Genomic DNA, 22224 nt, shown 5'->3' with positions numbered 1-22224 from the left:
TCCATCGGTCCTGCCATTAGCACCCTTCCGGACAGGAAATCCGGGGGAAGCTGCAGCGTCATGGAGGCAGGTCTCTCAGCTGCTCTGGATGGTGTGGCTTAGGGCTCTAAATCCACCGGTGACGCAGGCACGTCCCCTCCACAGCCAGGAGGCTGAGCACCAATCGGAGGGGCTGGCCCCATCATGGACGACGATTAGCGCGCCATAAAAACCAGGGGCGTAACATTCCGGAAAGATTTATGGGGGAGTCCCACCCTGCGGCCGATGAAATTCCCTGTTCTCGTGCCGGGAACAGTCGATAAGCGAACGGACGAACGAGGACGACAACGCTCGGGTGTTTACTTCGGGCACGATTGCGTGGTTATACTTCCAACAGCTTCATGAATTGTGACCGCCAAGCTCCGACTTGGTCACATACCAACCCCGCGCTCGGTGGGTGGTTCGGATGACGAAGCGGCCCGCATTCACCCCCCGGGGTACCTGGTGCGGGCAAGAGCTCCCGAAAGGACGCGGCCCCGTGCCGCCCGCCATGGCTGCAACCTCATCCATTGCCGATTCCCACTCCCAGGTTCCGCTGTCGGTCGTGAGCATTCACGACTACGAGGCACTGATGGCTCCGCGCGAGGCGTTCGTGGATTTCCTCCTCAGACCGCAGGGGGTTCCACGTGGCAGGGAGGACGCTGGTCCGCCTGCGCTGGCAGTCTGAGGAATGGCACGCACAAGCGGCCTCCTCCTGGATACCGACGTCGTCGTGGAGTTGCGGAGCCCACGCCCTTCCACGACTGTCGTCGATTTCCTCCAGCGGAGGCGACACTTCCGGATATTCGTCTCCGCCCTGACGATCGGGGAATTGCATCTGGTGAGCCGGGAGAACCAGCAATACCGGACGGTCGGCGCCTGGGTGCAGGAGTTCGTGAACTCCTACAGCTCCAACATTCTTCCCGTGGATTCTGATATCGCCGCTGTCTGGGGTCCGATGCTGAGCGACGCCGAGGTGTCCGCAGTCGATTCCCTCATTGCAGCGACTGCAATTCACAAGAGTCTTTCCATTGTGTCGGGAAATGTGGAGGTCTACCGGAAATTCGCGGTGTCGGCCATCAATCCCTGGATTCCGGAAGCGCATGCGGTTGGGGCGCCACCGCTCCCGCCCTCCCGGACGGGACCGGCGACGCAGTCCCTGTAGATCCGTCCGACCCCGAACCCTGACCATTTCTGCCGAAGGAGCAGCTTCGATGAGTACCGGTGACGCCGGCTGTACGGCCACTTCCCAAATCCATGCAGGGTATGAACCGCAGGCCCCCTACCGGCCCGTGGCAGTCCCCATCTATCAGACCGCGGCGTACGAGTTTCCGGACTACGCGTCGGCCCGGCGCATGTTCGCGCTCAAGGAACCCGGCTTCACCTACACGCGGACCGGCAACCCGACCGTCGCCGTGCTGGAGCAGCGGATCGCCGCGCTCGACGGCGGCGTGGCCGCGCTGGCAACGGCGACCGGGCAGGCAGCGGTCGCCGTCGCCCTGTTGTCGCTGGTCCGCGGCGGGCAGCACATCGTGGCCTCGTCGAAGCTGTACGGGGGGACGGTGGACCTGCTCACCGACACCTTCGACGATTTCGGGATCGCGGTCAGCTTCGCCGACCCGGCCGATCCCGGTGCCTGGCAAGCCGCTGTACGCCCTACGACGCGGGCCTTCCTGACCGAATCCATCGGCAATCCGCTGGCCACGCTGCAGGACCTGCCGGCGATCGCCGCGGTCGCCCATGCCGCCGGGGTGCCGCTGGTGGTGGACAACACCCTGGCGACCCCGGCCCTGTTCCGGCCGCTGGATCACGGGGCCGACATCGTGGTGTATTCGGCCACGAAGTTCCTCGGCGGGCACGGGAGCACCCTCGCAGGTGCCGTGGTCGACGGCGGGCGCTTCGACTTCTCCGCCTACCCGGACCGGTGGCCGCAGCTCACACGGCCGAAACGCCGGTACGGCGGGGAGATCCTGTGGGAACGCCACGGCCACGGCGCGTACCTGGCCCTCGCGCGCAGCAAGTACCTCCACGACCTGGGCCCCTCGCTCGCTCCGGGCAGCGCCGCGCAGATCCTGCAGGGGCTGGAGACCCTGGACATCCGGGTAGCCCGGCACGCCCAGAACACCCGCGAGGTCATCCGGTTCCTGGCCGGCCACCCGGCCGTCGCCGCGGTGCACCACCCCTCCGTTCCGGGCCACCCGCAGGCCGGACTCGCGGCCCGGGACTTCCCGCGAGGAGCCGGCAGTGTGTTCTCCTTCGACCTGGCCGCCGAGCCCGGGCAGGTCGGGGCCTTCATCGATCGGCTCCGGTTGTTCAAGCTGGTGGCCAATGTGGGGGACACCCGGTCCCTGGTCGCACACCCGGCAGCGATGACGCACTGCCGGCTCACCCCCGGACAGCGTGCAGCCGCCGGGATCGCGGAGACCACCATCCGGCTCTCCGTCGGACTGGAGACCGCGGCGGACCTCGTCGCGGACCTGGACCTCGCCCTGGCCCCGCTGGGCTTCGAGGAACCCGCGGCTACTTTTCCGGCGGCAGGGGCCCCTGCCGTCTACGCAGGAAGGGCCTGACATGGCGCAGTACAGAGGATTCAACACGACGGCCGTCCACGCCGGGCAGGACCCTGATCCGTTGACCGGTGCGGTGATCCCGCCCATCTACCAGACCTCCACCTTCGTGCAGGACGGGATCAACGTGCTGCGCGCCGGGCACGAATACAGCCGGGGCTCCAACCCGACCCGTAACGGGTTCGAAGCCCAGCTGGCCGCCCTGGAACATGGGACGGCGGCCTTCGCCTTCGCCTCCGGGCTGGCGGCCGAGGATGCTCTGCTGCGGGCACTGCTGCGCCCGGGGGATCACATCGTCCTCGGCGGGGACGGTTACGGCGGTACCAACCGGTTGATCAACGGGCTGCTGGGCCCGTGGGGCGTGGCGAACACGGCCGTGGACATCACCGACCTGGCGGCGGTGGCCGCCGCGGTCCGGCCGGGCTCCACCGCACTGCTGTGGGTGGAGACGCCGTCGAACCCGCTGCTGGGCATCGCGGACCTGGCCGGGTGGGCGACGCTGGCGCACGACGCCGGGGCCCTGCTCGTGGTGGACAACACGTTCGCCTCGCCCTACCTGCAGCGGCCCCTGGACCTCGGCGCGGACGTGGTGGTGCACTCCACCACCAAGTACATCGGCGGGCATTCGGATGTGCTCGGCGGAGCCGTGGTCGTGGCGGACCGTTCCTTCCGCGGCACCGCACTGGCCGAGACCATCGGCTACCAGCAGTTCGCCGGCGGCGCGGTCGCCGGGCCGCAGGACTGCTTCCTGGCCGCCCGCGGCCTGAAGACCCTCGGCCTGCGCATGGAGCGGCACACCTCCAATGCCCAGGCCCTGGCCGAATGGCTCCGGGACCAGCCCGGCGTCGCGGAGGTGCTCTACCCCGGCCTGCCCGAGCATCCGGGCCATGCCCTGGCGGCGCGCCAGATGTCAGGCTTCGGCGGGATCGTCTCGCTGCGCTTCAGCGCCGGAGAGGCCGCCGCCCGGGCCTTCGCCGAATCGACCCGGCTCTTCGCGCTCTCCGTGAGCCTGGGCGGGGTGGAATCGCTGGTCTGCTACTGCTCGGAGATGACCCACGCCTCGGTACGCGGAACCCCGCTGGCCGTGCCCACCGACCTGGTCCGGCTGTCCGTCGGCGTCGAGGACCTGGCAGACCTGCAGGAGGACCTGGCCGCTGCGCTGGAGAGAACACATCGGGCGTCCAGGAGAGCCGTGGCTCTCAGCGCCTGACCCCGGTCCAGCAGAACACCCCCGTTCCAGGCCGGTTCACTACGCAATACGACGGGCGATGACCCCGTGTTTCTTCATACGACAGCTCGTTTCCCCGGCTCTTGGGTGCGGGCACAAACGGTGGTTGATTGAATTCACACGCCACGAAAGGACCTCTCATGACGGACATCTCGGACCTCAGCCCCCAGCGCCTCCGGCAGGTGCTGGGACACTTCGCCACCGGGCTGACAGTGGTCACGGCGGCGACGCCCACGGGTCCGGCCGGGTTCACCTGCCAGTCCTTCGCCTCCCTCTCGCTCGACCCGGCGCTGGTCACCTTCAGTCCGGCCCGGACCTCCAGCACCTGGCCCCTGCTCCGTGCAGCGGGACGCTTCACCGTGAACATCCTGTCGGCAGAGCACCAGCACCTGGCCGGCCAGTTCGCACGCTCGGGCACGGACAAGTTCGCCGGCGTCGACTACACCACGTCACCGCTGGGCAACCCCGTCCTGGACGACGCGCTCGCCTGGGTGGACTGCGAGCTGCACCAGGAGTACGACGGCGGCGACCACACCATCGTGGTGGGGAGCGTCCGGTTCCTGAGCGCGCGGCTCGACGCCGAACCCCTGCTGTTCTTCAAGGGCGCCTACGTCGGGGTGCAGTCCCGGGCAGCAGTGCTGGAGAGGACTGCATGAGCTGATCACGCAGAGGCCGCTGAGACCCTGGATCACGGTCCCGGGCTGCGCGCCGTCGTGCCGGACGGGTCGGGGTCCGGACTTCCGGAGGCTGCTCCCGCGCTTCCCGCGCGGGGCCCCTGTCCGTAGCAGCCCGATGCCTTTCTTGGTAGAGTGCGGGAACTACTTTGAATCGTTTCAACCTTCGCGCCCGATGGCGGGTACTGGAGGTCGAGGCGATCCACCCTCAGCGCACTGCTGCAACTGGAAGGACCACCGCGTGACCAAGCGCCAACTCCCCGTCCCGGCGGAAATGCTCGAGCTGATGCAGTTCAAGAAGATCGAGCTCAACGGCAAGAAACGGCGGCTGGGAGCCGCGCTCACCATCGCGGACCTGCGCACCATCGCCAAGCGGCGCACCCCGAAGGCCGCCTTCGACTACACCGACGGCGGCGCCGAGGGCGAGTTGTCGCTGGCCCGGGCCCGCCAGGCGTTCGAGGACATCGAGTTCCACCCCTCGATCCTCCGCCCCGCCGAGCACGTCGACACCTCGGTGGAGATCCTCGGCGGGCCCAGCGCCCTGCCGTTCGGCATCGCGCCGACCGGATTCACCCGGCTCATGCAGACCGAGGGTGAGACCGCCGGCGCCGGCGCGGCGGCCGCCGCCGGCATCCCCTTCACCCTCTCGACCCTCGGCACCACCTCGATCGAGGGCGTGAAGGCAGCGAACCCGAACGGCCGCAACTGGTTCCAGCTCTACGTCATGCGCCAGCGGGAGATCTCCTACGACCTCGTCAAGCGTGCCGGTGAAGCCGGGTTCGACACGCTCATGTTCACCGTCGACACCCCCGTTGCCGGTGCCCGGCTCCGCGACAAGCGCAACGGATTCTCGATCCCGCCGCAGCTGTCGATCAGCACGGTCCTCAATGCGATCCCGCGGCCGTGGTGGTGGGTCGACTTCCTGACCACCCCGAAACTGGAATTCGCGTCCCTGAGCGACACCGGTGGCACGGTGGGCGATCTGCTGAACGCGGCGATGGATCCGACGATCAGCTACGACGACCTCGCCATCATCCGGGACCTGTGGCCCGGCAAGATCCTCATCAAGGGTGTCCAGAACGTCGAGGACTCCGTGCGCCTCGTGGACATGGGGGTGGACGGGATCATCCTGTCCAACCACGGCGGCCGTCAGCTCGACCGCGCACCCATCCCGTTCCACCTGCTGCCGCAGGTCGTCCGCGAGGTCGGCCGCGACGCCACGATCATGGTGGATACAGGCATCATGAACGGAGCGGACATCGTCGCCTCGATGGCCCTCGGCGCGAAATTCACCCTCATCGGCCGCGCCTACCTCTACGGACTCATGGCCGGCGGACGCGAAGGCGTCGACAAGACCATCGCGATCCTCCGGGACGAGATCGAACGCACCATGCGCCTGCTCGGTGTCTCGCACCTCGGTGAACTCGAGCCTCGGCACGTCACGCAGCTCACCCGCCTCGTTCCGGTCAGCTCCGCGCCCAGTGAGGTCTCACGGCTCGTCTGACAGCAGCGACCGGGAGGCTCGAGGGCCTGCGCCTTTCTGTCACGCCCTTCGGCCCCGGTCGATCCTGCCCGCCGCGGCGGGCAGGAGCGGGGGCCATGGATACCCCCGTCAGCCGCCTGCCGCTTCCCGCCGTGCGGCTGCCGAGCGCAGTCGGGAGATCGCGAGCTGTGCATAGAGCGCTGCGCCGTCGGTCAGGACGCTGTCGTCGAAGACGGCATAGGGGGAGTGGTTGAACGGCGCCGTCACCGGCTCGACGCCGGGAGGCACCGCCGAGATGAAGACGAAGCTGCCCGGCACCGCGTCGAGGATCCGGGAGAAGTCCTCCGACCCGCTCATCGGCTGCGGCATGGTGACGTACCGGTCGGCGCCCAGCAGCTCGGCGACCTGGGCCTCGGCATGCGCCGTCTCGTCGAGGTCGGTAACGGTGACGGGGTACTCGTGGAGGTACTCGACCTCGGCCTCCAGCCCGTGGGCGGCTGCGATGTGCCGCACCAGCCGAGGGGCGGCCTCGGTCATCCTGTCCCGGTTCGCCGTCGAGAAGGTCCGGATGGTCGCCTCGATCCTCGCGGTCTCCGGGATGATGTTGCGCTGAGTGCCTGCCCTCAGCACTCCGACGGACAGCACCACGGGGTCGAACATGTCGAACTGCCGCGTGACCAGGACCTGCAGTGACGTGACGATCTCCGCGGCGACGGTCACCGGGTCCTTCGCGGAGTGCGGCGAGGATCCGTGCCCGCCCGCGCCGTGCACCGTCACCATCAGGGCGTCCGACGCCGACATCAGGGGACCGCCGCGGCTGGTGAGCATCCCGTTCGGCATCAGCGACGACGTCACGTGCAGCCCGTACGCGGCATCCGGCGTCCGGCCGGCCGCACCGAGGACTCCTTCCCGGATCATGACGCCCGCGCCGTCGTGACCCTCCTCGCCGGGTTGGAACATGAGGACGACGTCGCCCGGCAGCTCCCCGCGGTGCTCGGCGAGCAGAGTGGCCGCGCCCGCGAGCATCGCCGTATGGAGGTCGTGGCCGCAGGCGTGCATGACGCCGTCGATCCCGGAGCTGTACGGGACGCCGGTTGTCTCCTGCACCGGGAGCGCATCCATGTCCCCGCGCAGGAGCACCACGGGTGCGGCGCGGTCCGTGGCCGCCGCCCCACCGCGCAGGACGGCCGTGACCGACGTCGTGTCGGTGCCCAGGGTCACCTCGTAGGGGAGCCCGTCGAGGGCTGCGAGCACCTTCTCCTGGGTGCGCGGCAGATACAGGCCCAGTTCCGGCTCACGGTGCAGACGGTGCCGGAGATCGACGATGTCCCCGGTGAGCGACCGGGCATCCTCGAGAAGTGCCGCTGGGGACAGGGTCATGGATTCCTCCTGGCAGGGACCGGACTGTTCTCCCACCCTTGCAGAAGAACTCCGGAGAGGCGAGGACGTCCCGCAGGCGGGGCCTGTTCACTATCCGCCCCGGGCCCGGCGTCATCGCGACACAGACAGCTTCATCAACGGGAAGGGACTTAAGGCCCTAGCGCAATGCCGAAGTGTCCCGTGAGATGGGACCGATTCGCCGTCGGCTTTTACGGCAGCTCCGCGGATCACCGACGATGGAGGAGCTTTCACCATGACCAGTATCAGCAGCATCTGGACCCGACTCGACCCGACCGTGCAGCAGTGGCTCCTGGAGAACCCGGGGTGTGTCGTCCTCCCACGGACCATGGCCAACCGTACGGCGACCGGAATGGCCGAGGAGTTGCCCGTCGACGAGCACGGGGAGCACTGGCTCTCGCCGGAGGACATCACGTTCCTGAAGGCCCGGCGACGGGCCCTGGAGACGGGCGGATCCACCGGGCCCACCGGTGCAGAGGTGCGCCCTGAGGTTCAGGAAGAAGCGCTGCGCCGTTGAGCGGTCGCCTCAGGGCGACGGCGGGCTCGGGCTCCGGAGCACCCTCCGGGTGCTGCTCGCACGGTCGGCCCGATGAAGCGCGCTGAGCTGTGCCGCCGCGGATCAGTTGTGGGAAGGACACCGATGAAGGCTCTCCCTCCGTTCCGGCACGACGACCAGGAGGGCCTGTCGTGAAGGCTTCGTGGGACGATCCCGCAACCGCCGCCCGGCCGGACAAGCGGGACCGGCCTCTCGTGGTGGCGGTCCGTGACGCTGCGACGGGCCCGGCCGTCCTGTGGGCCGCGCGCCGCGCGGAGTCGCTCGGCGTTCCGCTCACCCTCGTCCATGCCGTGCCGGATCCCGCACTGATGCCGCCGGGCAGCTCCTACGGGGACGTCGTCGTCGGCGGCCGGAAGGTGCTCCGGGCGGAAGCGAACCGTATCTCCACCGACTTTCCCGCGCTGCACGTCGGGACGTACCTCCACTGCGGCGATGTCGTGGAGGCGCTGCTGGGACTCGCCACGGAATCACCGCTCCTCATCCTGGGCTCGGACCGGATGGACGCGGTCAGCGGTGAGTTCCGGGGCTCGGTGTCCCTGCAGGTCGCCCTCGGATCACGCGTACCCGTCGTCGTCGTACCTGCAGACGACGGGAGGGCGACCGGCGCCGGGGGGACCACCGACGCGACCATCGGGGGAGTGGTCGTCGGGGTCGATGGATCCCCGTTGGCCGGCGTCGCGCTGCTCAGGGCGGCCGATGAGGCCTCCACGATGGGCACGACCCTGACGGTCGTGTCGGCGCCCACCGGACCGGGGTCCCCGCAGACCCCGGTGATGCAGGAGGGGGTTTCGGCACTGCTGCTCGACGTCTCCACGCGCTACCCGCACCTCGCGGTGCGCCAGGTCCTCGACGAGGTGCGCGGTGCGGCGCAGGCGCTCGCACACTACGGCACGGGCGCAGACCTCCTGGTGATCGGACGCCACGGGAGGGGAGCTCGGACGGGTATGTACCTCGGATCGGTCACCCACACGCTGCTCCTGCACCCACCCTGCCCGACCCTGGTCGTCCCTGATCCCGGGCCCGCGCCGCCGTTCGACGGACAGCTCCAGGAGCCGGAGCGGACACCCGCCCGCTGACCGCCCCGCGGCGTACCGGGGCGCCGAGCCCGGATCCACGCACGGCGTTCCACCGAACGCGCACGAACCGCTCCCGCACGGGCTACTCCGGGTGGAGGGGGTGGGTCTCCCGGTACTTCTGGATGTGAAGGGCGAGTTTCCGCTCGGTCTCCCGGCGGCGTTCACCCTGCCGCTGGAGGAGCTTCTTCGGGTCTGTCTCCTTTCCCTGGCTCGGCTGCTGCCTGCCCGCCGACGGGTCGGTGGTCGGAGTGGTACCAGCAGGAAGGGTGGATGGGGTCTGGTCGGTGATCACGGTCGGTCTCCTCTGCTTGCCTGCGCCTGGAGTGGGGTCGGCCCCGGGTCGGCCGACCGTATCCGGCGGCATGTCCTTTCCCTGCGGGCCCGTAGTCCATGGTCCGCCCAGAGGGGGTTTGCCCCCTAGGGTCTTAAGGCTCCATTAGGGGGTGGGGTGCATCGCCCGGGCCCCGGTCGTTCGTCGCCTGCATCGCCCGGCCGGCGGGCTGATCGGGGCAGGCTGATCGAAGCAGGCTGATCAGGGCCTGCTGATGAAGACAGCGGCCTGGGTGCGGCGTTGGAAACCCAGCTTCGACAGCAGCGACGACACGTAGTTCTTCACCGTCTTCTCGGCGAGGAACAGCTCTCCCGCGATGTCCCTGTTCGTCAGGCCGGCTCCGATGAGCGCCAGGACCTTCCTCTCCTGGCTGGTCAGTCCCACGAGGCGCGGATCCTCCACCGGGGCAGCGCTGAGCCCGGCCACGATGCGTTCCTTCAGTCCCGCCTCGAAGAGGGATGCCCCGCGAGCGGCGCGATGCAGCTTGTCGATCAGGTCGGAGCCGAGAATCTCCTTCAGGATGTACCCGGAGGCGCCGGCAAGGACGGCTCCGCGCACGGCCTGGTCATCGTCGTAGCTGGTCAGGATGACGCATGACAGGGAGGGATCGATGGAGCGCACGTCGCGGCACACCTCGATGCCCGTCCCGTCAGGGAGCCTGGCGTCGAGGATCGACACGTCCGGGGACAGAGCGGGGATCCTCCGCGTGGCCTCCTCGGCGGAACCCGATTCCCCGACGACGACGAAGCCCTCGCCCTCGAGCAGCTCCCGCAGACCCCGCCGCACCAACTCGTGATCGTCGAGAAGGAACACCGTCGGCCGCTCCGCCCGCCCGTCAGCCATTGCGTCTGTCATCGTCTTCCTTCTGTCTGGGGAACCGCTCATCCCCGCTCGGGCACCATCATGGACCGGCCGCCCGACCCCGGGCAGGGCCGAAAGTCACCTTCGACCGTGGGTCTTTCGACCCTGTCGCAACCCTCGCGCCCGGGCAACCATGAAGATGTCCGCGTTCCCTCTTGCCAGGACCAGGAATCGATCATGGAGCCCACCGTCCCGCCCCGCCGTCGGGCCGTCGTCGAAGTGGACGGCTCCACGTCGTCCAGCCGCGCGCGGGATCTTCGAGCGGGTGCATCAGCGTGAACCCGCCCCCAGGGGGCAAACCCGTCGTGGTCGGGTACGACGGCTCGGACGGTGCGAAACGCGCCGTGCTCTGGGCAGCCCGGTACGCAGCAGCGGCCTCCCTGCCGCTCGTCGTCGCCCACTGCTGGCCCTGGCCCCTCTTCACCCGGGACCTCGGCCCCGTGCCGGGAGTCCAGGACAGCGGCCTGCGTCGGCAGGCCGAGACGACGGCAGAGGAGGGACGCGCGCTCGCGGCAGGCTCCGAGCCCGGCCTCGACGTCGGCAAGCGCATCGTCGTCGGGTTTCCTGCTGAAGCCCTGACGAGACTCTCCACCGAAGCGTCCCTCGTCGTCACCGGGACGCGAGGCCTCGGTGGCTTCTCCGGGCTGCTGGTCGGATCGGCCAGCCTCCACCTCGCGTCGAGCGCGGCGTGTCCCATCGTGGTGGTCCGGGAAGCGCGGCCCCTGTCCGACGCCGTCCTGGTCCCCGTGGACGGGTCTCCCGAGAGCGACCGGGCAGTGGCGACGGCAGCCGAGCTCGCGGTGGCCCTGCGCAAGTCCATCCACCTCCTCCACGTCGAGCAGTCCCGACGGCGCCATCCCGCCGAGACCATCCCTGATCCCGACCCTGTCCTGGAGCAGGCCGCCGCCCTGCTGGCGGCACGTCCGGGCATCGCCGTCACGACGGAACACGTGACCGCTCCCTCGATCCCCGGGCTGATCCTGCAGCGCGCCGGCAGCGCGGCCGGCGTGGTCATCGGCGCCAAGGGGCACAGCACGCTCGGCGTGCGGCTGGGCTCGACGGTCCACGCGGTTCTCCACCACGGCCAGGGGAACGTCGTCGTCGTCCGCTGACCGTCGCGGCCGGCCGGTCAGCGGATGTCGCGACGGGAGAGTCCGACGACGGCGGCCAGCACGAGGACGCCGCACAGGCCGAGGATGGCCGCCATGCCACCCCACGCACCGTTCCCGAAGCCGTTCGCGAGCGGAGCCGGGTCGAACGCCCAGGTGTACGGGGAGAAGTGCCCGAGCCAGCGCGTCGCCTCCGCCTGGTGGCCGAGGGCATTGAAGGCGTACCCCAGGACGGCGATGCCCGCCCCCGCCGCGACGGATGCGGCCCTCGAGCCGGTTGCTGCTCCTGCCGCGACCGCTGCAAGACCGCTCAGGAGGCTCAGCAGGTACAGCGCGACCGTGCCCGCGACGACGTGGCCGGGTGCCAGCCCGAGCTCGGAGGGACCGTTCAGCACGAGGACGGTCACCAGCAGCACGCCGCAGACGACGGCGAGGCGCAGGGCCAGCGCGAGGGCCGCTTCGAGAGCGACCTGCGGGCGCGTGACGCCGTGTGCCAGGGTGAGCTCCAGCGCACCGCTCTCTTCCTCGCCGCCGATCGCGGCTGCACCCCACCCCACGGCGGCGATGGTCAGCAGCACGAAACCGAGCAGCCCCAGGAGGGTTGCCTGGGCGTAGCCCGCACCTGTGGAGATCGAGGCGAAGCCGAGGGTCGTGACCAGTTCCGACGGCAGGGACGAGACGACGGCCTCGAGGTCGCCGGTCGCCCCCATCGACGGGTAGATCGGGAGGTAGAGCAGGCTCGCCGCGATGAGGCCGACGGACCAGCCGGCCATCCCGACGCGGGAGCGGCGCAGGATGTGCCGGACGACCGGCAGTGCGCTACCGGCCATGACGTCCGCCCTCCACTCCAGGTGTCGCCTGCGCGTACAGCCCGAGGACCGCCTGCTCGAGGTCCGGTTCCTCGATCACGACATCCACCAGCCCGAGGCGGGACAGGACGCCGAGCAGTGCGACGGGGGAGCCGGACACCTGGCCCTCGACGACCGTTCCCGCACCGCCCGGGCGGGGGGTGCCGGGCGGATCGTCGGCCGCCCGGAACGCCAGGCCCGCCTGCCGGAGGGCTTCCGCCTGCCCCGCCGTCAGCGGGGCGGCCAGCTCCAGCCGGACGCTGCGGGGTGCTTCGTCCCGCAGTTCGGCCACGCGTGCGGAGCGGACGAGCTGGCCCTGCCGGATCACGGCGACGTGGTCCGCGCAGTGCTGCACCTCGGAGATCACATGGGATGAGAGGAAGACGGCCTGGCCGGCTGCTTTCGCCTCCCGCATGAGGGCGAGGAACTCGCGCTGCATCAGGGGGTCGAGGCCGGACGTCGGCTCGTCCAGGACGAGCAGCTCGGGCCGGTGCATGAGCGCCTGGACGAGCCCGAGTTTCTGCTTGTTGCCCTTCGAGAGCGTCCTCACGCGGCGTGACGGGTCGAACTCCAGCCGTTCGACGAGTTCGTTCCGGAAGCGCTCGTCCACGGGACCGGAGATGAGGCCGAAGTACCGCAGGGTGTCACGCCCCGTGGCGCCGCCGTCGAGCTTGAGGTCCCCGGGCAGATAGCCCACGCGCCTGCGGAGGGAGGGGCCGCTCCGCCAGGAGTCGGTACCCAGGACGATGGCCGTACCACCGCTCGGCCGGATCAGGCCGAGGATCAGGCGCATGGTCGTGGACTTGCCCGCGCCGTTCGGGCCGATCACACCCACGACGCTGCCCGGCGGCACCGAGAGCGAGACCCCGTCCAGCGCTGTCAGGGACCCGTACACCTTGGTCAGGTCCCGCAGTTCGAGTGCGTCCTTCATGCTTCCTCCGTAGGACGGACAGCCGATGGGCCGCCCCGCGCTCCGACTCCTCGGTGCACGGGCCTGGGGAAATCCAACCACGCCTGGGACCGATTCGGTGTGCTTGGGAGACGGCAATTCACCGGAGGCGCCGCTGCGGCCGATGCGGGGATCCGGGCGACCTGCTGATAAACTGGGAGGACTTGCCTGCGCACGGCGGAGAACTCCAGCCAGTTGAACGCGCAGCCTGCGTCGATAGAACGCATTCTTTTGTCCCGCATCCGGCTCCGAGGATCGTGAGCGCGGTGGACACTGTCTGACTTTTCTTCGGCGAACCCCTGCGCCAACCGGTGCCGGGGAAGATGAGAAGAAAGTTCGTGTTAACTACATGACTACTTTTGCCGCCCTTGGTGTGCCCAAAGCACTGGTCGAGAACCTCGCCGCGCAGGGCATCACCGAACCATTCCCCATCCAGGTCAAGTCACTCCCTGATTCCCTGGCCGGGCGCGACGTCCTCGGACGAGGCCGCACCGGCTCGGGCAAGACCCTCGCCTTCACCCTTCCCATGGTGGCGCGCCTCGCCGAGCAGGAAGCGGCCTACCGCCGCAAGCCCGGGCGCCCCCTGGCCCTGGTCCTCGCACCGACCCGCGAGCTGGCGACCCAGATCAACGCCACGGTCGAGCCTCTGGCCAAGGAGCTCGGACTCAACACCACCGTGATCTACGGCGGCGTCTCGCAGCAGCGCCAGGAGAAGGCCCTGCGCGCCGGCGTCGACATCGTCATCGCCTGCCCCGGGCGCCTCGAGGACCTGATGCGCCAGAAGCTCATCACGCTCGAGTCGGTGGAGATCACCATCCTCGACGAGGCCGACCACATGGCCGACCTCGGCTTCCTGCCGGTCGTCAAGAAGCTGCTCGACACCACCCCTGCCGACGGCCAGCGCCTGCTGTTCTCGGCGACGCTCGACAACGGCGTGGACAAGGTGGTCAACCGCTACATGACCAACCCCGTCACCCACTCGGTCGACGACCCGCAGGCCGCGGTCACCACGATGGAGCACCACGTGCTCCTGATCGGCGACCAGACGCAGAAGAAGCAGCTCATCGTCCAGCTCGCCTCGGGCACCGGACGCCGGCTGCTGTTCATGCGGACCAAGCACCACGCGCGCAAGCTCGCCAAGACGCTCACCGACGCCGGCATCCCCGCCGTCGACCTGCACGGCAACCTGTCGCAGAACGCCCGTGACCGGAACCTCGCCGAGTTCTCCTCGGGCGACGTCCGCGTCCTCGTGGCCACGGATGTCGCCGCGCGCGGCGTGCACGTCGACGACGTCGAACTCGTGGTCCACGTGGATCCGCCCACGGAGCACAAGGCGTACCTGCACCGCTCAGGCCGCACGGCCCGCGCGGGTTCCTCGGGAACGGTGGTCACGATCACCCTGCCCGAGCAGAAGTCCGAGGTGCAGAAGCTCATGAAGGCTGCCGGCGTCGACGTCGCCTTCGAGAACGTCAAGGCGACCTCGCCCCTCGTCCTGTCACTCACCGGTGACGTGGCCGACAGGATCGATCCGCGCACCCGCGCCGCGCTCCTCGCCTCGCGGGAGGCAACGCGCGGCGAAGGTACCTCGACGGGTGCGAACGCCGAGCGCAAGCGCGCCCGCCGCACCGCAGCTCCGGCTGCGGGAGGCCGTGGCGGACGGGGTGGACGCGGACGCGTCACCGCCGAGCCGCAGGCCGCGCAGGGCAACCGCGCGGAGCGCCGCAAGGACCAGCCGCAGGCCCCGCGCTTCGGCTCGGACACCGGTGCTGCCGGGAAGTCGGGCGGGTCGCCCCGCCGGGCCGCCGAGCCCCGCACGGCCTCGGAGACCACGACGCGCAGCCGCCGCCCGGCGTCCGGCCAGCGTGTCGGCGACGCCGTACGCCGCCCTGCCGCAGGAGCTCCCGCAGCAGGCGGCCAGCGGAGCCACGCGCCGTCCTCGGCTCCGCGGGCCGAAGGCGCACGCCGTGCCGGTGGCTCCCGCAGGGCCAGCGCTCCGGCGTCGAACGACCGCCGCCCGCGCTAGCACCGGTCTCCGGTCCAGGAACCGCTGAAGGGCCCCCTACCCGCACGGGTGGGGGGCCCTTCGTCCGTTGCGTGCAGTGCGTCGCCCCATGGGGAACAATGGCCGGATGAACACACTCCTGAATGTCATCTGGCTTCTGTTCGGCGGCATCTGGCTGGCCCTCGGCTACTTCGCTGCGGGCATCATCTGCTGCCTGCTGATCGTGACCATCCCGTTCGGCATCGCCTCGTTCAGGATCGGCGCCTACGCCCTGTGGCCCTTCGGCCAGACGGTGGTGAACCGGGGTGGGCCGGCCAGCGGCTTCTCGGCGGTCGGCAACATCATCTGGCTGCTCGTCGCGGGCATCTGGATCGCCATCGGCCACGTGCTCACCGCCATCCCGATGTTCGTGAGCATCATCGGCATCCCGCTGGGCATCGCCAACCTCAAGCTCATCCCGGTGTCCCTCGCCCCGCTCGGCAAGGTGATCGTCCCGTCGTCGGGAACGTACCTGCCCACCTACCGCTGAAGGGCCGCCGCATCGACCGGCAGCGGCTCTCCCGACGCACCTAGTCGGACCCGGTGACCGTGGACCCGCCCGTGCCGTTCCGGGTGGAACCGTTCATGCCGGCCTTGTCCGGAGTCCTGAGCAGGTCGCCGAGCAGCGTGATGATATCGAGCCCGGTGGTGTCCTTCACCAGCTGCGTCGTCTGGTGGACCCCGCTCGAGACATTCCTGCTGAGCTGGCTGGCGCCGTCGTTGGAGACCACCGTCATGGTGTCGATCGCCGACATCGGCGCGGCGATCTCGCGTGCCATCGCCGGGAGGACCTCGAGGACCTTCGACAGGATGGCGGCTTGGTTGAACTTCTCGTAGGCCTCCGCTTGTGCGGCGATACCGGCCGCTTCCGCCTTGCCGCGGGCTTCCGCCGACCCGGCCTCGGCGTCGCCGCGCGAGGCGATGACGGCGGCGTCCGCCCGGCCCCGGGCTTCGTTGATCGACGCTTCGGCGGTACCGCGCGCGGTGTTGGCGGCGGCGTCGGCCTCTGCTGCCACCCGGTCGCCCTCGGCGACGAGCTTGCGGCGCGCGAGGTCCACGCGGGCCTCGATCTCCGCGGCCTCCGAGGCGCGGCGGCGTTCCTCGAGCTTCGCGTCGGCCTGCTGGATGAGGCGGTACTTCTCGGCGTCGGCCGGCTTGCGTACCTCGGTGTCGAGCTCGCGCTCGCGGAGCTCGGCCCGCCGCTGCGCGACCTGCTGCTCGCGGATGATGACCTGCTCCTGCTGTTCGGCCTGGGCGAGGGGGCCGGCGGCGTCGGCCCGAGCCTGGCGGGCATCGGCCTCTTCCTTCAGCTCTGCCCGGCGGATGATCAGCTGCTGCTGCGCGAGGGCCACCTGCTCGTCGGACAGGGCGCGTGCCTGCTCGGACTCCTGCATCGAGCGGGCTTCGGCGATCTTCGCATTGCGCTCCGCAAGGGCGGCCTCGGGCCGGCCGAGGTTCTTCAGGTAGCCCGAGTCGTCGTCCACGGACTGGATCTGGAACGTGTCGATCTCCAGGCCCTGGTTGTGCATCGAATGCTCGGCCTCCTCCTTCACGCTCTTGGCGAAGGTGGCGCGGTCGCGGATGATCGACTCGACCGTCAGGGTTCCCACGATGGAGCGCAGGGAACCCGAGAGGGTCTCCTGCGTGTAGTGGTCGATGGCCTCCTGCTGGTTGAGGAAGCGCTGGGCCGCCTTGCGGACGGCGTCGGCGTCGCCGCCCACCTTGACCTGGGCGACACCCGTCAGGTGGAGCTTGATGCCGTTCTTGGAGATGCCCTCGATGCGGAGCGAGACCTGGCGCGATGCCAGGGACAACGGATAGGCGCGCTGCGAGAACGGGTTGATGAAGATGCGGCCGAAGACCACGCGCTGGCTGTCCGGATCCGGCTGCCCCTTGCTGTCCTTCGACGAGATGATGAGCGCCTGGTCCGGGCTGGCGATGTGCAGGGCCATGCGGGCGAGCACGATGGCGGCGATGATGGCTGCGAGCAGCACCACCGCGCCGATGATGAGCGGGACGAACGTGAGATCCACTGGAACCCTTTCAACGGTCCTCGAAGTGCTCCGCCGCAGCGAGTGCGCGCCGGAGGAAGAGCAAGCTACTGCGTACTGACCTGACCCCCATGTTCTTCGAAGTGGACCCGCGGACTGGCCCGCGGGTGCTGGACGTCTACGAAGCGGCACCCGTCAGGAAGGCCTGCATGAGGGGGCCGCCGGACGTCGAGCCCAGTTCGCCCTCCTCGACGAAGACCGCGACGGCGAGGTCGCCCTGGAGGGCGACGACCCATGCGTGCGTGCGAGGGGGAGTCTCGCTGCCGAATTCGGCGGTACCGGTCTTGGCCAGGACTGGCTCGCCCGGCACGTCCTGCAGGAGCTGGGCTCCGCCCTGCTCGACGACGGCGGCCATGAGCGTCTTCAGGGTTGCGGATTCCCCGGCCGTGAAGGCGCTCGGCGGGGCCTCGGACGGCGCGTCCTCCCCGGCGGAGGCCGACGCCGTCGCGTCGCTGGTGGGGGCCGCGGTGGCCGCGGCGCTCTCCGACCCCGGATCGAGTTCGGCGGACTCGCCGGGAGCCAGGAGCGTCGGCGTGACCCGCGATCCGGCGCCGACGGAGGCGGCCATGGTGGCCAGTGAGAGGGGCGAGACGAGCACTTCGCCCTGACCGATCATCGCGGCGGCGTGTGCCGTGCCCTCCGCCTCGGTCGGCACGGAGCCGAAGAACGCCGGCGTTCCGATGGCTGACTCGACCCCGATGCCGAGGTCGGCGGCCGCACTCGCGAGGTCGGCCTGCGTGATCTCGTCCCGCGTCGAGATGAATCCGGTGTTGCAGGACTGCGCGAAGGTCTCCAGGAGGGGGATGGTGCCGAGGAACTGTCCGGGATACGTGCTCGCGTTGTTGAACGTCCGGCCGTCCACGGTCACCTCCTCGGTGCACTGCGTGGGACTCTGCGGCGTGAAGCCCTTCCTCAGGAGTGCGAGGCTCGTGGCGATCTTGAACGTGGACCCGGGCGGGTACTGGCCCAGGAGGGCCGTCTGCAGGCCTTCGCTGCCGGGGCCGTTGGCTGCGGCGAGGATCTCTCCCGTGCTGGGGCGGATCGCCACGATGGACGACGCCGAGGGCTCGTCCGCGAGCACCTTCTCCCCGAGGCCCTGCAGCCGGGCATCGATAGTGGTGGCGAGGTCGGTGCCGTCGACCGCGGGTGTGGCGAAGAGCTGCCGGGTGGGTGTGTCCGGGGCGTCCACCGGCACGGCAAAGACCTGGAGGCTGGGGGTGCCGCCGAGCTGGGCGTTGTGCTGCAGCTGGAGCCCCCCGAGTCCCGTGACGTCCCCGGCTCGGACGGCGCCGCCGGACTGCTCCACGAGTTCTTCCGTCGCCTCGCCCACGCTTCCGAGGAGTTCCCGGGCGAAGGTGCGGGTCGGTCCGAGCTCGCGGGTGTCCGCCTGACGGAGTGCGCCGGGGACGGCATCGATCTGTGCGTCCGTCACGGTCCTGGTGTCATCGTCCCGCAGCACGAGGGCCACCACGAACGCGTCCGCTCCCGCCGTCGCGACCTGCTCCTCGTACGCGGCCGGATCGATGTCGAGCAGCGCCGCGAGCGCGCGGGCGGAGGCGGCCTGCTGCGCCTCGGGGACGAGCGTCTTGTCGATGCCCACGCGGATCACCGGCCGCTCGGTGACCAGGACCTCTCCACCCGCGCCGGTGATGTTCCCGCGGTCCCCGGGAACGCGCGTGAGGGTGAGCTTCTCCTCCGGCAGGAGGTCCGGGACCACAACGTCCGGCTCCCACGTGGTCTGCCACACGTCCTCGACACGGGTGAGGTCCGCGGTCGTGCTGTAGGTCCAGTCGGAGTCGGTCTCGTCGAGGTCCCATACGTAGTCGAGGGTCGCCGTGGCGCTGTCCTCACCGGTGTCCTCGACGTCCGCGACGCTGACCCGCGGCATGTCCGGTGCAAGGCCCTCGGTGATGGCGGCGAGTTGGGCGGTCACCTCGGCCGGCTCGGCCGACGTGAAGGCGGACTGGCCGACGTCGAGCCGGGAGAGTCCTTCGGCCAGGGTCCCTGCGGCGTCCTCCGCCGTCGGCCTGCCATCGGTGCACGCCGCCAGGCTGACCGCGAGAACGGCGGTGGTCAGGACGGACGTGGCACAGCGAAGTTTCCCCATACGGTCATTATGACCGAGCCGCGCAACTACCCGAGGGGAGGCGCGGGCCCGGCGTCCGTCCGTCGCGTACCCACGTCCCGCTGTGCTGGCGGCAGGGGAATATCCTGTCCGCAGACAAAGTTGAGTCAAGTACACTCAATGTGAATGCCGTGGGGAATGCCGGATTCCCCTCCTCGGACCAGAAAGGAACCGCGCGTGGATACCAACTTCACCACCAAGAGCCGTGAGGTGCTGTCAGCCGCCGCCATGAACGCATCCACGGCGGGCAACGCCCAGATCGAGGCGCCGCACTTCCTCAAGGCGCTCTTGGATCAGCGCGACGGGATCGCCGTCGCACTCCTGAAGGCGGCCGGCGCGGACCCCGACAGCGTGAGCGTGCAGGCGAGCTCCGCGATCAAGGCCCTGCCGTCGTCGTCGGGCTCTTCCGTCGCGCAGCCCCAGTTCTCCCGCGGCGCCCTCCAGGTGATCAACGCGGCGAAGCAGGAAGCGGAGACCCTCGGGGACCAGTTCGTCTCCACGGAGCACCTCCTGCTGGCGCTCGCGGCCGACAGCGGTGCCGCCGGCACCATCCTGCGCTCCCTCGGCCTCACGCGCGAGGCCCTCGCCTCCGCGCTGCCCGGGGTGCGTGGAGACCGGCGGGTGACCACGCCCGATCCGGAGAACACCTTCCAGGCGCTCGAGAAGTTCGGTGTGGACCTCACCGAGGTAGCGCGCAGCGGCAAGCTCGATCCCGTCATCGGGCGCGACGCCGAGATCCGCCGCGTGGTGCAGGTGCTGAGCCGCCGCACGAAGAACAACCCGGTCCTGATCGGCGAGCCCGGTGTGGGCAAGACCGCCGTCGTCGAGGGCCTGGCCCAGCGCATGGTCGCCGGGGACGTCCCCGAGTCGCTCCGCGGCAAGTCGCTGATCAGCCTCGACCTCGGATCCATGATCGCCGGAGCCAAGTACCGCGGCGAGTTCGAGGAGCGGCTGAAGGCCGTGCTCGAGGAGATCAAGGGCTCCAACGGGCAGGTCGTGACGTTCATCGACGAGCTCCACACGGTCGTGGGCGCGGGTGCATCCGAGGGCTCGATGGATGCGGGCAACATGCTCAAGCCGATGCTGGCGCGCGGCGAGCTCCGGCTCATCGGCGCGACGACGCTGGACGAGTACCGCGAGAACGTGGAGAAGGACCCGGCCCTGGAGCGCAGGTTCCAGCAGGTCTACGTGGGTGAACCCTCCGTACCGGACACGATCGGCATCCTGCGCGGCCTGAAGGAGCGCTACGAGGCGCACCACAAGGTCTCGATCGCCGACTCGGCGCTCGTCGCCGCCGCCACGCTGTCCCACCGGTACATCCCGGGCCGGCAGCTGCCCGACAAGGCCATCGACCTCGTGGACGAGGCCGCGTCGCGCCTGCGGATGGAGATCGATTCCGCTCCTGTGGAGATCGACGAGCTGCGCCGCGCGATCGAGCGGATGCGCATGGAGGAGATGGCGCTGTCCCACGAGAAGGACGAGGCGTCCCTCGAACGGCTGCAGGCACTGCGCGCCGAGATGGCCGACCGCCAGGAGGAGCTCGACGGGCTGAACGCCCGGTGGGAGGCCGAGAAGGCAGGCCTCAACCGCGTCGGCGACCTGAAGGCGTCCCTCGACGACCTGCGCTCGCAGGCCGACCGCGCCCAGCGCGAGGGCGACCTCGAGACGGCGTCCCGCATCCTCTACGGCCAGATCCCGCAGGTGGAGCGCGAGCTCCGTGAGGCGCAGGCCGCCGAGGAGCAGACCGCAAACTCTCCCGACCTGATGGTCGCCGAGGAAGTCACCGCGAACGACATCGCGGAGGTCATCTCCGCCTGGACAGGTATCCCGGCCGGCCGGATGCTCCAGGGTGAGAGCGAGAAGCTGCTCGCCATGGAGGAGGTCATCGGCGCGCGGCTCATCGGCCAGCAGCGGGCGGTGTCCGCGGTGTCCGACGCCGTCCGGCGCGCCAGGGCCGGCGTGTCCGACCCGAACCGCCCCACGGGTTCCTTCCTGTTCCTCGGTCCCACCGGCGTGGGCAAGACGGAGCTCGCCAAGGCCCTCGCCGACTTCCTGTTCGACGACGAGCGCGCGATGATCCGGATCGACATGTCCGAGTACTCGGAGAAGCATTCGGTCGCGCGCCTCGTGGGTGCCCCTCCGGGATACGTGGGCTACGAGGAGGGCGGCCAGCTCACCGAGGCCGTGCGGCGCCGCCCCTACAGCGTGGTGCTGCTCGACGAGGTGGAGAAGGCGCACCCGGAAGTGTTCGACCTGCTCCTGCAGGTGCTGGACGACGGGCGCCTCACGGACGGCCAGGGCCGGACCGTGGACTTCCGCAACGTCATCCTCGTGCTGACGTCGAACCTCGGGTCGCAGTTCCTCGTGGACCCCGCGCTCGACGACGCCGCGAAGCGCTCCGCCGTGATGTCCGCCGTGAACGCGAACTTCCGGCCGGAGTTCCTCAACCGGCTCGACGACGTGGTGATCTTCGATCCGCTGAGCCTCGACGAGCTCTCCCGGATCGTGGAGCTGCAGGTCAGGTCGCTCGGTGAGAGGCTGCGTGACCGCCGGCTCGAGCTGGACGTCAGTGCCGCGGCCAGCGAGTGGCTCGCGCTCACCGGATTCGATCCGGCGTACGGTGCCCGTCCGCTGCGCCGGCTCGTCCAGCGCGAGATCGGCGACCGGCTGGCGAAGGGCATCCTCGCCGGCGAGATCATCGACGGTGACACCGTCGTCGTCGACCGGCAGGAACCGGACCCGGACGCGGCCGGCGACGTGGGCCTCGACGGAGGCGGACTGCTGGTGCACGCCGCGCGCTAGCTGTACTGGGCCATCAGGTTGGTGACACTCGGGTGATGGGTGTGGTTCCGATGCCGGTGTGGATGCGTTCAGTGTTGTAGTGCTGGAGCCAGGGTGCAAGGGCTGCT

The 22224-nt window shown here is 69.8% G+C and carries 18 protein-coding genes and 1 riboswitch; of the genes, 11 read left to right on the top strand and 7 right to left on the bottom strand.

Annotated elements, in window-relative coordinates; translation table 11 throughout:
• The first annotated feature begins 376 nt into the window (after positions 1-376).
• Positions 377-502: riboswitch (SAM riboswitch) on the top strand.
• A 207-nt stretch (positions 503-709) separates the two neighbouring features.
• The 5 genes from ACX80I_RS11120 (at position 710) to ACX80I_RS11100 (ending at position 5991) form a co-directional block, all read left to right on the top strand.
• Positions 710-1183, top strand: coding sequence for a PIN domain-containing protein (locus tag ACX80I_RS11120; protein WP_459345189.1), 474 nt, complete (start codon positions 710-712; stop codon positions 1181-1183).
• 49 nt (positions 1184-1232) lie between these two features.
• Positions 1233-2588, top strand: a complete 1356-nt coding sequence (locus tag ACX80I_RS11115) for an O-acetylhomoserine aminocarboxypropyltransferase/cysteine synthase family protein (protein WP_459345188.1) — start codon at positions 1233-1235, stop codon at positions 2586-2588.
• 1 nt (position 2589) lies between these two features.
• Entirely contained in the window at positions 2590-3795 is a 1206-nt protein-coding gene (locus tag ACX80I_RS11110) for a cystathionine gamma-synthase (RefSeq protein WP_459345187.1), read from the top strand.
• A gap of 158 nt (positions 3796-3953) precedes the next feature.
• A complete protein-coding gene (locus tag ACX80I_RS11105; RefSeq protein ID WP_459345186.1) occupies positions 3954-4469 on the top strand; it encodes a flavin reductase family protein in 516 nt (171 codons plus the stop codon).
• 259 nt (positions 4470-4728) lie between these two features.
• Positions 4729-5991, top strand: a complete 1263-nt coding sequence (locus ACX80I_RS11100; protein WP_459345185.1) for an alpha-hydroxy acid oxidase — start codon at positions 4729-4731, stop codon at positions 5989-5991.
• A gap of 108 nt (positions 5992-6099) precedes the next feature.
• On the opposite strand, the gene ACX80I_RS11095 is transcribed toward ACX80I_RS11100, so the two are convergent.
• Positions 6100-7350: a M20 metallopeptidase family protein gene (locus ACX80I_RS11095; protein ID WP_459345184.1), complete on the bottom strand. Its 1251-nt coding sequence runs from the start codon at positions 7348-7350 to the stop codon at positions 6100-6102.
• A 253-nt stretch (positions 7351-7603) separates the two neighbouring features.
• Here ACX80I_RS11095 and ACX80I_RS11090 point away from each other — a divergent pair, with 253 nt between their 5' ends.
• Together ACX80I_RS11090 and ACX80I_RS11085 are read left to right on the top strand one after the other, a co-directional pair.
• Positions 7604-7885: a hypothetical protein gene (locus tag ACX80I_RS11090; protein WP_459345183.1), complete on the top strand. Its 282-nt coding sequence runs from the start codon at positions 7604-7606 to the stop codon at positions 7883-7885.
• A 170-nt stretch (positions 7886-8055) separates the two neighbouring features.
• Positions 8056-9000 (top strand): universal stress protein, encoded by a 945-nt coding sequence (locus ACX80I_RS11085; protein ID WP_459345182.1) that lies wholly within the window; start codon positions 8056-8058, stop codon positions 8998-9000.
• Positions 9001-9082: 82 nt separating this feature from the next.
• On the opposite strand, the gene ACX80I_RS11080 is transcribed toward ACX80I_RS11085, so the two are convergent.
• Both ACX80I_RS11080 and ACX80I_RS11075 read right to left on the bottom strand, forming a co-directional pair.
• Positions 9083-9292, bottom strand: a complete 210-nt coding sequence (locus tag ACX80I_RS11080) for a hypothetical protein (RefSeq protein ID WP_459345181.1) — start codon at positions 9290-9292, stop codon at positions 9083-9085.
• 240 nt (positions 9293-9532) lie between these two features.
• Complete coding sequence (locus ACX80I_RS11075) at positions 9533-10186, bottom strand: response regulator (RefSeq protein WP_459345180.1); 654 nt, start codon at positions 10184-10186, stop codon at positions 9533-9535.
• 281 nt (positions 10187-10467) lie between these two features.
• Here ACX80I_RS11075 and ACX80I_RS11070 point away from each other — a divergent pair, with 281 nt between their 5' ends.
• A complete protein-coding gene (locus ACX80I_RS11070; protein WP_459345179.1) occupies positions 10468-11304 on the top strand; it encodes a universal stress protein in 837 nt (278 codons plus the stop codon).
• Positions 11305-11321: 17 nt separating this feature from the next.
• Here the strand turns inward: ACX80I_RS11070 and ACX80I_RS11065 are convergent, their stop codons facing one another.
• Positions 11322-12131, bottom strand: a complete 810-nt coding sequence (locus tag ACX80I_RS11065) for an ABC-2 transporter permease (protein WP_459345178.1) — start codon at positions 12129-12131, stop codon at positions 11322-11324.
• The gene (locus ACX80I_RS11060) at positions 12121-13080 is read right to left on the bottom strand and encodes an ABC transporter ATP-binding protein (protein WP_459345177.1); all 960 of its coding nucleotides are present in this window, start codon (positions 13078-13080) and stop codon (positions 12121-12123) included. The genes ACX80I_RS11065 and ACX80I_RS11060 overlap by 11 nt, the downstream gene beginning before the upstream one ends.
• Positions 13081-13447: 367 nt before the next feature.
• Here ACX80I_RS11060 and ACX80I_RS11055 point away from each other — a divergent pair, with 367 nt between their 5' ends.
• The gene (locus ACX80I_RS11055) at positions 13448-15121 is read left to right on the top strand and encodes a DEAD/DEAH box helicase (protein ID WP_459345176.1); all 1674 of its coding nucleotides are present in this window, start codon (positions 13448-13450) and stop codon (positions 15119-15121) included.
• A 106-nt stretch (positions 15122-15227) separates the two neighbouring features.
• Positions 15228-15629 carry a YccF domain-containing protein gene (locus ACX80I_RS11050; protein ID WP_459345175.1) on the top strand — a complete coding sequence of 134 codons (402 nt, stop codon included), beginning with the start codon at positions 15228-15230 and terminating at the stop codon, positions 15627-15629.
• 40 nt (positions 15630-15669) lie between these two features.
• On the opposite strand, the gene ACX80I_RS11045 is transcribed toward ACX80I_RS11050, so the two are convergent.
• Both ACX80I_RS11045 and ACX80I_RS11040 read right to left on the bottom strand, forming a co-directional pair.
• A complete protein-coding gene (locus ACX80I_RS11045; RefSeq protein ID WP_459345174.1) occupies positions 15670-17172 on the bottom strand; it encodes a flotillin family protein in 1503 nt (500 codons plus the stop codon).
• Positions 17173-17308: 136 nt separating this feature from the next.
• Positions 17309-19297, bottom strand: a complete 1989-nt coding sequence (locus ACX80I_RS11040) for a penicillin-binding transpeptidase domain-containing protein (protein WP_459345173.1) — start codon at positions 19295-19297, stop codon at positions 17309-17311.
• A 195-nt stretch (positions 19298-19492) separates the two neighbouring features.
• On the opposite strand from ACX80I_RS11040, the gene clpB reads away from it, so the two are divergent.
• Complete coding sequence (gene clpB, locus ACX80I_RS11035; RefSeq protein WP_459345172.1) at positions 19493-22117, top strand: ATP-dependent chaperone ClpB; 2625 nt, start codon at positions 19493-19495, stop codon at positions 22115-22117.
• The last annotated feature ends 107 nt before the right edge of the window (positions 22118-22224 follow it).

The sequence above is a fragment of the Arthrobacter rhamnosi genome, from assembly GCF_054510855.1.
Note: the sequence above shows the minus strand (reverse complement) of the source record. Positions and strands in the feature narration are given on the sequence as shown.